General features: G+C 72.9%; 11 protein-coding genes. 6 read left to right on the top strand and 5 right to left on the bottom strand.

Annotated elements, in window-relative coordinates:
* Positions 1-47: 47 nt before the first annotated feature.
* On the bottom strand, positions 48-1,142 hold the full coding sequence (locus ABGB05_RS35155) for a helix-turn-helix transcriptional regulator (protein WP_347658308.1): 1,095 nt from the start codon (positions 1,140-1,142) through the stop codon (positions 48-50).
* A 360-nt stretch (positions 1,143-1,502) separates the two neighbouring features.
* On the opposite strand from ABGB05_RS35155, the gene ABGB05_RS35150 reads away from it, so the two are divergent.
* The 3 genes from ABGB05_RS35150 (at position 1,503) to ABGB05_RS35140 (ending at position 5,198) form a co-directional block, all read left to right on the top strand.
* Entirely contained in the window at positions 1,503-3,122 is a 1,620-nt protein-coding gene (locus ABGB05_RS35150) for a S8 family peptidase (protein ID WP_347658307.1), read from the top strand.
* Positions 3,123-3,144: 22 nt separating this feature from the next.
* The gene (locus tag ABGB05_RS35145) at positions 3,145-4,521 is read left to right on the top strand and encodes a hypothetical protein (protein ID WP_347658306.1); all 1,377 of its coding nucleotides are present in this window, start codon (positions 3,145-3,147) and stop codon (positions 4,519-4,521) included.
* 188 nt (positions 4,522-4,709) lie between these two features.
* The gene (locus ABGB05_RS35140) at positions 4,710-5,198 is read left to right on the top strand and encodes an ATP-binding protein (RefSeq protein WP_347658305.1); all 489 of its coding nucleotides are present in this window, start codon (positions 4,710-4,712) and stop codon (positions 5,196-5,198) included.
* On the opposite strand, the gene ABGB05_RS35135 is transcribed toward ABGB05_RS35140, so the two are convergent.
* The 3 genes from ABGB05_RS35135 to ABGB05_RS35125 form a co-directional block, all read right to left on the bottom strand.
* The gene (locus tag ABGB05_RS35135; protein WP_347658304.1) at positions 5,185-7,338 is read right to left on the bottom strand and encodes an elongation factor G; all 2,154 of its coding nucleotides are present in this window, start codon (positions 7,336-7,338) and stop codon (positions 5,185-5,187) included. The two genes, ABGB05_RS35140 and ABGB05_RS35135, sit on opposite strands and share 14 nt — an antisense overlap.
* Before the next feature lie 751 nt (positions 7,339-8,089).
* Positions 8,090-8,863, bottom strand: coding sequence for an IclR family transcriptional regulator (locus tag ABGB05_RS35130; protein WP_347658303.1), 774 nt, complete (start codon positions 8,861-8,863; stop codon positions 8,090-8,092).
* A gap of 91 nt (positions 8,864-8,954) precedes the next feature.
* On the bottom strand, positions 8,955-9,713 hold the full coding sequence (locus ABGB05_RS35125; protein WP_347658302.1) for a hypothetical protein: 759 nt from the start codon (positions 9,711-9,713) through the stop codon (positions 8,955-8,957).
* A gap of 121 nt (positions 9,714-9,834) precedes the next feature.
* On the opposite strand from ABGB05_RS35125, the gene ABGB05_RS35120 reads away from it, so the two are divergent.
* From ABGB05_RS35120 to ABGB05_RS35110, 3 genes are all read left to right on the top strand, one after another.
* Positions 9,835-10,545, top strand: coding sequence for an SGNH/GDSL hydrolase family protein (locus ABGB05_RS35120; RefSeq protein ID WP_347658301.1), 711 nt, complete (start codon positions 9,835-9,837; stop codon positions 10,543-10,545).
* Positions 10,546-10,560: 15 nt separating this feature from the next.
* Entirely contained in the window at positions 10,561-11,433 is an 873-nt protein-coding gene (locus ABGB05_RS35115) for a hypothetical protein (protein WP_347658300.1), read from the top strand.
* A 147-nt stretch (positions 11,434-11,580) separates the two neighbouring features.
* On the top strand, positions 11,581-12,633 hold the full coding sequence (locus ABGB05_RS35110) for a M20/M25/M40 family metallo-hydrolase (protein ID WP_347658299.1): 1,053 nt from the start codon (positions 11,581-11,583) through the stop codon (positions 12,631-12,633).
* 44 nt (positions 12,634-12,677) lie between these two features.
* Here ABGB05_RS35110 and ABGB05_RS35105 read toward each other — a convergent pair whose 3' ends face one another.
* The gene (locus tag ABGB05_RS35105; protein ID WP_347658298.1) at positions 12,678-13,175 is read right to left on the bottom strand and encodes an O-acetyl-ADP-ribose deacetylase; all 498 of its coding nucleotides are present in this window, start codon (positions 13,173-13,175) and stop codon (positions 12,678-12,680) included.
* Positions 13,176-13,330 lie beyond the last annotated feature (155 nt).

The following is a 13,330-nucleotide window of genomic DNA, read 5'->3' as shown; positions in this document are numbered from 1 at the left end:
CCGGGGGGCCGGTGGTGCCCACCCGACGCCCCGGCACGGGCAGCCGGTCACTCGGTCGCGGTGACCGCCGCCGCGTTGTTGCCGACCGCTCGCCGGCCGTTGCGGCCCACCGACGGGTCGCGCTCGTCGGTTGGGCGGTCCGGGCCGTTGAACCCGTGGCGTTCGGCGAGCACACCCGCCTGGAAGCGACTCGCCGCGCCGAGCCGTTCCATGATCTCCGCGATGTACCGTCGGCAGGTCCGGACGGACAGTCCCATCCGGCGGGCGATGACCTCGTCCTTCAGCCCGGCGGCGAGGTGCGAGAGGATGCCCTGCCGCATCTCGTCCCGCAGTTCGCTGCCCCGTTCGGGCGGTGCGGTGGAGAGTGGACTGGCCAGGTTCCAGAGCATCTCGAACATGGTGCGGACGCTGCTCACGACCGCCGGATGCCCGACGACGGCGATCCTGGTGTTCGGCTGCTCAGCGGAGACCGGCAGGACCACGTTGCCGCGGTCGAACAGCACCAGCCACGACGGCACGGTGTCCATCGTGCGTACCTGCCGGTCCGCCCCGACCGAGCTGGCGAGCCTCCGGAGGATGTGCCGCCGGCCCCGGTCGGGATGTTGGGAGAGCAGCCGGACCCGCAGCTCACGCTCGCCCCTCGGCGGTGCGGCCGCGGTGTCGTACAACCACTCGAAGGCGTCGAGCTTGTCGACGGGTGCGACGACCGACACCTCCTCGACCGCCTGGCGCGCGTACTCGCTGAGCAGCCTGGATACGGTGCCGGTGGCCGGGAGCACCTCGATGGCACCGCTCGGCATCCGGGCCCGCAGGGCCTCTACGTAGGTCGTCCGCAGGCTGAGCAGTTCCTCGCGGACCCTGACGAGCACCGCCTGCTCCCGTAGGAGTCTGGTCTCCTTCTCCGCGAGGAGGTCGTTGCAGGCGTGCTCCGGTCCCACCGCGTCCCAGGCCCGGTCCGGGTCCACCGACGGGCGGAGCAGCCGACGCGCGCACAGGGTGACTGCCGCCGCGGTGAGCCGGGCCCGGCCGAGCCCGAGGTCGACGCTCGCCTGCGCCTCTGTCCAATAGGGATGTTGTACGGCGTACTTGTACAGCGCCACGGCGTCCGGATCGAGAAATGCCCGGTCACCGCTGGTTGTCACCTCGTCTGGGGTAGCTCGGTCAATGCACGCCACGGCCAGGTCCAGTGGATTCGTCACCGCAATTCCCCGTCCTGCGGATACGTCTGAACGTACGGTTCCCCAAGAACCACAGAGTCATATTGAAACATTTCGGTAGCATCGACGGCCACCCCTGGAATTCACTTTCACGAATTACCTGCCCCGGGCGGACGATCCCGGCGGGGCCGACCCGGACTACCGAGGTACCGGATGCCCGACAAATCTGTGCAACGTCCCGCTCACCTGCCGTACCGTGGCATGCACGCCGCGTACCGCCGGGGGCACACCCCTCCGCCCCCGGTGGTCGAACGCGAAACGCCCGACCGACGGTGAGGGGTCGCCTTGGTCCAAGAGAACGCCGGGCCCGGACACGGCGGCGAGCCGGAACGGACCGGGCCGGCCCTGCCCACCGAGTTCGGCTCGGGCCGGGCGGACGCGTACGGCGGCGGCGACCGCCCCGATCCGCTCTCGCCGGTACCCACCTCCCCCGGCCTGGTCACCGACTCGGTGCTCGCCCGACCGCTCCAGGAACGGATGCGTTCGGCGGGCGACGACGAGCCGATCGGCGTGGTGATCGAGCTGCGTACCCGGCACCCGGGCGGGGTGCGGGCGGCACAGGAACAGGTCCGCGAACTCATCGCCCGGGTCGCCGGCCCCGAAACCCCGGCCCGGCCGATCGGCTCGTACGTCGGGAGCGCGCTCACCGCCGCGCAGATCCGGGACCTGGTCGCCGCCGACACCGCGCCCGGCCGGCCGGAAGCGACCGCCGGGGGGACGACTGCCGGGGGCGGACCCGCGCCGGAGGCCGGTGCCGGGCCGGCACCCCGCGGCGCCATTCACCGCATCTGGCCGAACTTCGAGATCCAGCCGCTCATCCACCGCTCGGTGGTGACCACCAAGTGCCAGGCGGCGCACCGGGCCTTCAACGCGTACGGCCAGGACATCGTCTGGGCCGTGCTCGACTCCGGCATCGACGCCGACCACGCGCACTTCGCCCGGTACGGCAACCTGGACCTGGCCGCGCCGCTGGCCCACCGGAGCTTCGTCGGCGGCAGTGACGCCGACGCGCTCGCCGACCGGGCCGGCCACGGCACCCACGTGGCCGGAATCCTGGCCGGCGGGCAGGCGGTGGCCGACTCGGAACCGCCGCTGATCGCCGCCACCTGGTATCAACCGGACGCCGACGCCACCCGCTCCGAACGGCTCCCGCTGCGCGAGATCAGCGGGATGGCGCCGCGTTGTCGACTGCTCTCCTGCAAGGTCCTCCGGGACGACGGGTCCGGGGACATGGCCGCGGTGCTGGCCGCCCTGGAGTACATCCAGGAACTCAACGACAACGGTCGGGAGTTGCTGGTCCACGGGGTGAACCTGTCGGTCGGCTATCCGTTCGACCCGACGTGGTTCGCCACCGGACTCAGCCCGATCTGCCGCGAGGTGGACCGGTTGGTGCAGTCCGGGGTGGTGGTCGTGGCGGCCGCCGGCAACACCGGTTACGGCTACGTCATCGACGCCGGGGGTCGGCGGATGCGTACCGCCTTCGACCTGACGATCAACGACCCGGGCAACGCCGAACTGGCCATCACCGTGGGGGCCACCTCGTGTCGGCCGCACGCCTCGGGTGTCTCGTACTTCTCCTCGAAGGGACCCACCGGGGACGGTCGGGCCAAGCCCGACCTGGTGGCACCGGGCGAACGGGTGGTCAGCGCCGGCGCCGGCCAACTGCTGGAGCGGGCCCTCGCCACAGTTCCCGGGGCGACGTACGTGGAGAACTCGGGTACGTCGATGGCCGCGCCACACGTGTCCGGGGTCGCCGCCGCGTTCATGTCGGTGCACCAGGAGTTCATCGGGCGCCCGCACCGGGTCAAGCGGGCGCTGCTGGACTCGGCGACCAGCCTCGGCCGGGACCGGGCCTTCCAGGGACACGGGCTGGTGGACGCGATGCGCGCCCTCCAGTCCGTCTGAGCGCGGAAACGGGGGGATACCGATGCGGTTCCCGTACGTCGAGGTGGAGATGGAGTCCACCGGGACGATCCACGACGACGGCCAACGGCGGGCCGCTCTGGAGCTGGCCGCCAGGCCGGGCACCACGGACCTGCTGGTGCTCTGCCACGGCTGGAACAACGACATTCCGCAGGCGCGGCGGCTCTACGCGCAGCTCACCGACCATCTGGCGGCGGCGTGGCCGGCGGTGCCCGCCGCGGCCTCCCGGTCGCTGGCGGTGATCGGTGTGCTCTGGCCGTCGATCCGCTGGGCCGACGACGATCCGGTCGCCGGCGGCGGTGCCGGGTTCGGCGACGAGGCCGCCGCGCTGGCCGAGGAGATCGGGACACGGATCGAGGACCCGACCCGGGCGGCGCGACTTCTCCGCCTCGTGCCGAGGCTGGCCGACTCGTCGGAGGCCCGGCGGGAGTTCCTCGACGCGCTCCGCGAGCAGTTGCCGCCCCCGCCCGCCGAGCCCGGCCCGGGGGTGCTGAGCGTGGACGAGGATCCGCCGCCGGCGGCGCTGCGGCACGGCGATCCGGACCGGGTCTTCGCCGAGGCGGGCGGGCCGGACCTCGACCCCGGTCTGTCGGAGCGTCCCGGTGGCGCCGCCGTCTCCGATCCTGGCGGTCCGACGCTCGCCGATCCGGCCGGTCCGACCATCGCCGATCCTTCCGGAACAACCGTCGATCCCGCCGGGACAACCGTCACCGCCCCTGGTGGTGCGGCCTGGCTCGATCTGGACGGGGCGGTGGGACGGGCCCGCGACCTGCTCAACGTGACGTCGTACTACACGATGAAGGACCGGGCCGGGAAGGTCGGCTCCGGCGGCGTCGCCACCCTGCTTGCCGGGCTGGCCGGTGCCGCGCCCGGAGCCCGGCTGCACCTGGTCGGGCACTCCTTCGGGGCCCGAGCGCTCGCCACGGCGGGGGCGAAGCACCTGGCGGTGCACTCCGTCACCCTGCTGCAGGCGGCGTTCAGCCACCACGGTTTCGCGGTCGACTTCGACGGCCGGGGCCACCACGGGCTGTTCCGTCCGCTGCTGACCAGCGGTCGGCTGACCGGCCCACTCCTGATCACGCACACGGTCAACGACCGGGCGGTCGGTCTGGCGTACGCGGTCGCGTCCCGACTCGCTCGGCAGGCCGGGGCGGGGGTGGGCGACGCGACCGACCCGTACGGTGGACTCGGCCGCAACGGCGCGTTGAAGACGCCGGAGGTCGTCCAGCCCGCCGGCGAACTCCGGGAGGTCGGCGGGGAGTACACGTTCCGGGCCGGTCGGGTCTACAACCTCCGGGCGGACGCGTTCATCCGGTCCCACGGTGACGTGAGTGGTCCTCAGGTCGGGTACGCACTGCTCAACGCCATCGGTACGGTGTGACTGTCACCACATTCCGGCGTGGCACCCGCGATCCGGCGTCCAGGAAACCGACTATTTATCCCGATATCTGCCATTCTGCCCGCCTCGGCGGGTCACCCGTGGGGGCATCGGACGGCTCGATTTTGGTTGGCGTGGCCCACGCTGGGTACCGTCCGGGATACCTCGCCCCGGGGACCCTTGGAGGCACCATGTCGGACGGTCCGTTGGAAGATCAACGGACGGACACCCAGCCCGGTTCCGTGCTGCTCCAGATCCACTTCGTCGCCGACCAGATCACCGCTGCCCGGCAGCAGGTGACCCGGTGCCTCCAGGCCCACGGGCTGCTGGAGGGCGACCGGCTCGACGACTTCGTCACCGCGATCAACGAGGCGATGACCAACGCCGTACGACACGGTGGCGGCCGGGGCGAGCTGCGGTTGTGGCGCGACCGGCAACTGGTGTGCGAGGTGACCGACCGGGGGTCGGGTCTCCCCGCCGCGCTGCCGATCCCGCACGCCCGCCCCCAGCCCTCCGCCAACGGCGGCATGGGACTCTGGCTGGCCCGGCAGCTCGCCGACTCGATGGAGGTCGACAGCGGCCTCGACGGGGTACGGGTACGCCTCGCCATGGCGCTGCCGGCTGACCCCGCCCACCCGGAGCGGGCGGGGTCAGCCCAGGAACGCGCTACCGGGCGGTGAGCCCGGCGGCGAGCGTCGCCGGGACCGGCGCGTACCCGGTGGGTCGGGTGGTGAAGGTCCCCCGACCCTGGGTACGGCTCCGCAGCTGGGTCGCGTAGCCGAAGAGTTCGGCCAGCGGCACACTCGCGGTCACCACCACGGTGCCGGCCCGGGTGGTCGAACCGACCACCCGACCGCGCCGCGCGGAGAGGTCGCCGAGTACGCCGCCGACGGCGTCCTCCGGCACCGTGACCGTGACCTCGACCACCGGTTCCAGCAGCGCCATCGTGCTGGCCCGGAGCGCTTCCCGCAGTGCGAGGCGGCCCGCCGTCCGGAACGCCAGCTCCGAGGAGTCCTTGGCGTGGGTGGCCCCGTCGGTCAGGGTGACCCGCAGCCCGATCACCGGATGGCCGCCGAGCGGCCCCTCGGTCAGCGCGTCCCGGCAGCCGGCCTCCACCGCCCGCACGTACTCCTTCGGCACCCGGCCGCCGACGACGGTCGACTCGAACCCGAAGCCCGCCCCGGCCGCGCCGTCAAACCCCGGACCGTCGTCGTGGCCCGAACCGCCATCGTGTGCCGGGCCGCCGGCGCCGGCGGCGTCACCCGCCAGCGGCGCCACGTCGAGTACGACGTGCGCGTACTGGCCGGCGCCGCCGTCCTGCTTGACGTGCCGGTACAGCAGCCCGGAGACGCCGCGTACCACGGTCTCCCGGTAGGCCACCTGCGGCCTACCGACGGTGACCTCCAGCCCGTGGTCCCGGCGGAGTTTCTCCACCGCCACCTCCAGGTGCAGCTCACCGAGGCCGGAGAGCACGGTCTGCCCGGTCTCCCGGTCGGTCCGGGCGACCAGTGACGGGTCTTCCTCGACCAGCCGGGCCAGCGCCGAGGCCAGCCGTTCGGTGTCGGAGTTGCGGCGTACCTCGACCGCCACCGACATCACCGGCTCGGCGGCGGTCGGTGGTTCGAGCACCAGCGGCGCGTCCGGGGCGCAGAGCGTGGCCCCGGTCCGGGCCGCCTTCGGCCCGACGACCGCGACGATGTCCCCGGCCACCGCCCGGTCCAGCTCGGTGTGCCGGTCGGCCTGCACGTGCAGGATCCGGGCGATCCGTTCGGTACGTCCCGTGCCGGCGTCCCGCACCGTCTCCCCCTTCCGAATCGTCCCCGAATACACCCGCAGGTACGTCAACCGCCCGGTGGCGGTCGAGTTGACCTTGAACACCAGTCCGGCGAACGGCGCCGCCGGATCGGTCTCCCGGTCGAGTTCGGCGCCCTGCCAGGTACCCCGTACCGCCGGCACGTCCAGCGGCGACGGCAGGTACCCGACAACCGCGTCGAGCAGCGGCTCGATGCCCCGGTCGCGGTACGCCGAACCACCGAGCACGACCACGCCGGAACCGGTACGGGTCAGCTCGCGCAGCGCCTCGACCAGGGTCGGGGTGCTGACCTCGGCCCGGTCGCAGAACTCCTCCAACGCGCCCGGATGCAGTTCGGCGACCGTCTCCTCCAGTGCCCGACGCCGCCGTACTGCCTCGGCCCGCAGCTCCTCGGGCACCTCCGCCTCCTGGTAGCTCCCCGGCCCGTCGGCCCAGACCAGCGACCGCATCCGGACCAGGTCGACGACGCCGGTGAAGCCGTCCTCCCGGCCGATCGGCAGCTGCACCACCAGCGGGACCACCCCGAGCCGGTCCCGGATCGACCGGATCGCGGCGTCGAAGTCGGCGCCCGCCCGGTCCAGTTTGTTGACGAAGGCGATCCGCGGTACGCCGTACCGGTCGGCCTGCCGCCACACCGACTCGCTCTGCGGCTCCACCCCGGCGACCCCGTCGAAGACGGCGACCGCCCCGTCGAGCACCCGCAGCGCCCGTTCGACCTCGTCGGCGAAGTCGACGTGTCCCGGGGTGTCGATCAGGTTGATCCGGTGGTCCGCCCAGGTGCAGCTGACGGCGGCGGCGAAGATGGTGATACCACGCTTGCGCTCCTGCGGGTCGAAGTCGGTCACGGTCGTGCCGTCGTGCACCTCGCCCCGCTTGTAGGTGGCGCCGGTGACGTACAGGATCCGTTCGGTGGTGGTGGTCTTGCCGGCGTCGACGTGGGCGAGAATGCCGAGGTTGCGGGTACGGGTCAGGTGGTCGACGACGTTTCGGTCCAACTGGGTACGCACGGCCGATGGCCTTTCCTGGTCGTGGTCGCGGAAACGGACGGCGCGATTGACGACGAAGCTGAGCCGGGCGGCGGCCCCGGTCGACCGTCGGCGGAGTCACCGCCCGACGAGGGCCCGGGATCGGCGCGACCAGGTGACCACGGGGTCGGCACGACCACAGGACCAGCCGGATGCGGGATCAGCACGGTGCGGACCAGCATGGTGCGGACCAGCATGGTGCGGAATCTGTGTGATCACGGGACCAGGTGGTACGGGATCGCGGATCCGGTGGACCGGTGCGTCCGTGGAGCGGGGCGTAGCCGACGTGGTTCCGCGGACCGGGCACCGTCATGGACGACGGCGGCCGGAGAGGCGGATCGGCGAGCTTCGTCGCGAAAGCCGGGGTCAGCCGCGCGGGCTGGCTCCGGACGCCGACGAAGACGCCAGAATCACCTCGTGCCGTGACGGAGGAATGACCACAGCGGTGCGGTAGTGCACGGCCGGCTCCCCTCACTGGTCATGGCGGCACGGTCCGCAGTGGACCGCGCTCAGGTCCTGACGACTGTACCGCCTTCCGCGCCCGTCCGGAACGGCTTTTCCGCGCCTCGACCGCCTCGGCCGTCGGGCCACCTCACCCCGCCGCCGGTGAGACCGTCGGCGCCGCCCGGGAGAGTGACCATTCCGCCACCGGCCTGCTCCAGCGGGCGACGATCATCGTGGCCCGGACCCGGGTGGCCGTGCTCGCCCTACGGCTACGGGCGGAGGCGGACGGTCAGCGGTAGAGCGTGTCGGCGAGTTCCTTCGCCGCCTCCTGCAGGGCCTGCACCGCCCGGTTCACCTCCTCCGGGCTCATCCGGGTGGTCGGACCGGCCACGACCAGCGCGGCGGCCGGCGTACCGGCGCGGTCCGGCAGCGGTACGCCGACCGCGACCAGATCCGGCGCGCTCTCGCCCCGGTTGACCGAGTATCCCCGCGCACGGGCCTCGGCCAGCTCCTCGAACAGGGTGGCCCGATCGGTGGTGGTCGCCCCGGTGAGCGGTGCGAGCCGTTCCGTCGGATAGAGCCGGGACACCGTTTCCGGGGAGAGCCCGGCCAGCAGCACCTTGCCGCCGGCGCAGGCGTGCGCCGGCAGCGTCACCCCGGCCCGGGACGCGACCCGCACCGTGTTGACGGACTCGACCGAGTCGAGGAACCGGACCTTGTTCCCCTCCAGGATCTGCAGACTCGCCGTCTCGCCGGTGGTCGCCGCCAGCAGCTCCAGGTACGGCCGTGCCTTACGCCGGACGTCGAGCCGGCTGAGGGCACCCATCCCGACCTCGATCAGCACCGGTCCCGGGTGGTACGCCCGGGTCGTCGGGTTCTGGGCGGCGAAGCCCCGGAAGACGAGCATGGCGAGCAGCCGGTGCGCCGTCGACCGGGCCACGCCCAGCTCCTCGGCCGCCTCCGCGACCCGGATGCTCGGCCTGGTCTTCAGCAGCAGCAGGAGCCGTAGCGCGTGGTCGACCGAGGCGATGTGATAGGGCGGCAGGGCCGCCTCGTTCTTCATTGCGGAATGATAGCCATAAGTATGTCGCGGTAAGGACCGCCGATCGGGCCGGAGTCACCCGTCTCCGCTCAGCCGCGGTCCCCGCCTCCGCTCAGCCGCGAGATTCGCCGGCAGCAGCCCGCAGTCGGTCGAGTTCGCCGGGGGTGCCGATTTTGGTACGGAGTCCGGGCTGCTCGACGTACTGCCGGATCGCGGTGGTGAGGAAGGCCGGGGCGACGTCGAGCAGGCCGACGGGCAGCTGCTCGGCACGGGGCGGGCCGAGGTCCGGCCGCCAGTCCCGGTAGAAGAGCGGTACGTCACGGGGTGCCACCCGGGCCGGGGCGGGTGGCCCGCCGGGCGACAGGTCGTCCCACCGGACGGTGACCGGCCGGCGGAACCGACTGATGGTGATCCCGTCCGGGTCCAGTACGACCGACACCCGCCACCACAGGAGCAGGGCCACGGAGACGGCGAACAGCAGGACAACCGCGACGACGGAGATGACCGCCCCGGTGTCGCCGGCAAGCCGTACCCGCTCACCGTCCGGAGTGGACTCGGTCTGGACGAAGGTGGCGGCGAGCCACATGAACATGATCGCCTGCATGCCGGGGAGCTGCGCGAAGGCGGAGACGACAAAGCGGTCCGGCGCCCGCTCCACCCGAAACGTCGCCGGCCGGGCGGCAGGCCGGGCGACCAGTCGGGCGAAGACCAGCAGCGGTACGGCCGCCGTCGCCGGAACAACCACGAGGCGGAACAGGAGGCCGGCGCCGGATCCGCCGAACCGGTGCACCTGGAAGGTCACCATCAGGTGTGCCAGGAAGGCGACCAGGCCGAGCCCGGCGGCGATCACACGGGCCCGGGTCGGCGGCATCCACCCATCGTAGGAGGGTCGGTCAATGTCCGAACCTCCCACACCGACCGGTACCGGCGGAGCACGACCGACCCGACAAATGGCTGGCGGCCCGACGTCGGCAGAACAGATCATCATCGTCGTGTCCGGCTACTACGTCGCGCTCGGCGACTCGATGTCCATCGACGACTACGCCGGTGGCCCCGGGCGGGGCGCGGCGAGCCTGCTGTTCCGCAACCGGGACACGGACTTTCCCGGCTGGCAGGGCCGGGACCTCGCGGGGATCGGTTTCGAGGCGCGGCTGCTCGCCCGGGACGGGGCCACCACCATCGACGTCCTCGACCGACAGCTACCGGCCGTCGACCGGCCGCCGACCCTGGTCACCATCAGCATGGGCGGCAACGACCTGCTGGCCGCGTACGGCGACACCGACGCCGCCCGGGCGGCCGTCGCCCGGGTCGGGGCACAGGGCGAGGGTGTGCTGACCCGGCTACGCGCGGCCGCCGGCGGCAACTGCCGGATCGTGCTCAGCACCGTGTACGACCCGAGCGACGGCACCGGGGTGGTCCCCGGCTCCGGCCTACCGCCGTGGCCGGACGGACCGGCGATGCTGCACCTGCTCAACACCACGCTGGCCGGACTCGCCGAGCGGCACGGCGCGGCTCTTGCCGACGTACACGATCGGTTTCTCGGGCATGGGGTGACGGTGGGTGACCCGAGCCGGTCCGATCCCCGACCGTCCGAACGGGAACTCTGGTACTGCGGCACGGTCGAACCGAACGCCTGGGGCGCGAGCGGGATCCGCGAGGCGTGGTGGCGGGCGCTGGCGGACCTACCCGACCTGCCCAGGTGATCTAAGCTCCCCGGAATGCGCTTCTCCCGCGGTCCGTTCGACGCCGACCTCGTCAGCCAGGCCTACCAGGCGTGGGACGCCGAAGACTGGCCGCGCGCCGGCGAGCTGCTGGAACGGGCGGTCCGGCAGGCACCGGACGCCCGGGGCAGCGACAAGCTCTGGTTCGACGCGGCGTTGGCGTACAAGTTCCTCCGCGACTGGCCGAAGGCGTACGAGCTGGGTCGGGAGGCGGCGGCGCGGTCCCCTCGGGGCAGGCAGGACCCGGCGTTCTGGAACCTCGGAATCGTCGCGACCGTGTTGCGGGACTGGTCCACGGCCCGGGACTGCTGGCAGGGGTACGGGCTGCCGATCCCGCCCGGCGACGGCGAGATCCTGGAGGACTTCGGCCCCACCTGCGTACGGATCAACACGGCGGGCGGTCAGGAGGTGGTGTGGGCCCAGCGGCTCTGCCCGACCCGGGCCCGGGTGCTCAACGTGCCTCTCGACCCGGGCCGCCGGTTCGGCGAGGTCGTGCTGCACGACGGCGTACCCAACGGCGAGCGGGTCTTCCAGGGCCAGCAGGTCCCGGTCTTCGACGAGATCCTCCTCTTCACCGCGTCCGAGCTGCCCACCCTCTCGGTCACCGTGACCGCGTCGGCACCCGACGACGTCGAGGCGCTGTACGAGATGTTCGCCCGTGACAACCTCGGTGCCGAGGTGCGCGACACGGTGAAGCCGCTCTGCAACTGCTGCAGCGAGGGTTCGGTCACCCAGGAACGGACGGTGCAGGCGGGCCGCAGGTCGATGCTGCTCGGCGCCCCCGAACAGCGGGCCGCCGAACTGCTCGACCAGTGGCGTGCCGAGCGTCCCGACGACCGTTCCTGGACCGGGCTGCACCCGGCGACCTGATCGACCGACCGCGGGAACCCGGGCCACCGCGAACGGGACGATCCCGGGCACATCCGACCGACTGTCGTCGATTCCCGGGGTCGACCGGATTGCCGACCGATGCCATGATCACGGCACCCCTTGGCATCGTCCCCTGTGGAGTTCTGGATGGTCCTGACCGCGCATCCCCGGCTCCGACCACTGGCCGTTCCGCTCGCGGCACAGCTCGACGCGGTACGCGCCGCGGTCGACGAGGGACGGCTGCGCCAGCACGTCGAGCGCCTCGACGCGCCCCGGAGCCGGCGGCACGCCCCGGACGGGCTGGCCCGGGCCGAGACGTACGTGGTCCGGGAGTTGGAGCAGGCCGGTTGGCTGGTCGAGCGGCGGCCGTTTCCGCTGCCGGGGCGCACCACCCCCGGGGTCAACCTGCTCGCCCGTCCACCGGCGACAGCCCGTCCACCGGCCGTGCCTGCGTCGACGGTGCTGCTCGGCGCGCACCTGGACACCGTGTTCGGCAGTCCGGGCGCCGACGACAACGCGTCCGGGGTCGCCTGCCTGCTGGAACTCGCCCGGCTACTGCCCAGCCACGGCCTCGCGGCGCCGGTGCGGCTCGCCGTCTTCGACGAGGAGGAGACCGGCCTGCACGGCTCCCGCGCCCTCGCCGCCGAACTGACCGGCACGGACCGGATCGAGGTCGACGGGACTGACGCGGAAGCGGTCGGCGCCGAGCGGCCGGCCGCCGTGGTGGTCTTCGAGTGTGTCGGCTACTACTCCCGGGAGCCGCGCAGCCAGACCCTGCCTCCCGGTGCCTCGCTGGTCTTCCCCGGGCAGCGCCGGCGAGCTGGCCGACGCGGCTGGCGTGGCGACTGGACCCTGGTGGCGTACCGTCGATCGTCACGACCGTTGGCCCGGCTGATCGGCGAGTGCCTGACCCACCTGGCCGGGTCCGGGACCGCGATCCTGGCCCGCGACCCGCTCGACATTCCGGTCGTCGGCCCGCTGCTCCGCCGATACGTCCCGGCGACCCGACACTTCGCCCGCAGCGACCATCAGCCGTTCTGGGCGGTCGGCGTACCGGCGGTCCAGCTCACCGACACCGCCGACTTCCGGAACCCGCACTACCACCGGCCAAGCGACACCCCGGAGACCCTCGACTACCGGCGGATGGCCGACATCGTGGCCGCCACCGCCGTGGCGACATCACCGCTCGCCCGCCCCTGAGGTGGTCCCTCGGCATCGCCGGGCAGTGTGGACCGCGTCCCGGCTCAGAGCGCGGCGTTCAGCAGGTCCCGGGTCTGCTCGTCGAAGGCGACCAGGCGGATCCGCTCCACCTTCGACGGGGTGGACCGCAGCGTCGACACCGCGATCCGGGCCGCCTGGTCGGGCGGAAAGCCGTAGACGCCGGTGGCGATGGCCGGGAAGGCGAGACTGCGGGCCCCGATCCGGTCGGCGACCGCGAGGCAGCGGCGGTAGCACGAGGCGAGCACCTCGGCCTCGCCGTGGTCGCCACCCTCCCAGACCGGTCCGACGGTGTGGATGACGTGCCGGACCGGCGGGTCGAGGTCGAAGGCCGGGGTCGCCACCGCCTCGCCGGGCGGACAGGGGCCGACCGCTCCCCCGGCCTCGGCGAGTCGCGGGCCGGCGGCCCGGTGGATGGCGCCGTCGACCCCGCCGCCACCCAGCAGCGACTCGTTGGCGGCGGTCACGATCGCGTCGACCCGCTCCCGGGTGATGTCACCGGAAACCACCTCGATCGTCGTCATCGGCTGATGATGCCAGCCGTGGGCCCGCCGGGCACGCCGGTCGGCCCGGCCACCGCCGCCGGCTTCGCCCCGTCCGCCGACCGCCCGCCCGCGTCGCCGCTCGCCGCCGGGTCGGCCGGGCTCCACTCGCACGACGTACCGCCGTGGCAGAGCTT

The sequence above is a fragment of the Plantactinospora sp. B5E13 genome (assembly GCF_039871775.1).
Taxonomy (GTDB): Bacteria; Actinomycetota; Actinomycetes; order Mycobacteriales; family Micromonosporaceae; genus Plantactinospora.
The sequence above is the reverse complement of the archived record's forward strand: the minus strand, read 5'-3'. Positions and strand labels throughout refer to the sequence as shown.

Bases quoted from the DNA above. Each gene is read 5' to 3' on its own strand.
- ABGB05_RS35110 (WP_347658299.1), top strand. From the start codon at position 11,581: ATGGTCCTGACCGCGCATCCCCGGCTCCGACCACTGGCCGTTCCGCTC.
- ABGB05_RS35125 (WP_347658302.1), bottom strand. From the start codon at position 9,713: ATGCCGCCGACCCGGGCCCGTGTGATCGCCGCCGGGCTCGGCCTGGTC.
- ABGB05_RS35130 (WP_347658303.1), bottom strand. From the start codon at position 8,863: ATGAAGAACGAGGCGGCCCTGCCGCCCTATCACATCGCCTCGGTCGAC.
- ABGB05_RS35115 (WP_347658300.1), top strand. From the start codon at position 10,561: ATGCGCTTCTCCCGCGGTCCGTTCGACGCCGACCTCGTCAGCCAGGCC.
- ABGB05_RS35105 (WP_347658298.1), bottom strand. From the start codon at position 13,175: ATGACGACGATCGAGGTGGTTTCCGGTGACATCACCCGGGAGCGGGTC.
- ABGB05_RS35140 (WP_347658305.1), top strand. From the start codon at position 4,710: ATGTCGGACGGTCCGTTGGAAGATCAACGGACGGACACCCAGCCCGGT.
- ABGB05_RS35145 (WP_347658306.1), top strand. From the start codon at position 3,145: ATGCGGTTCCCGTACGTCGAGGTGGAGATGGAGTCCACCGGGACGATC.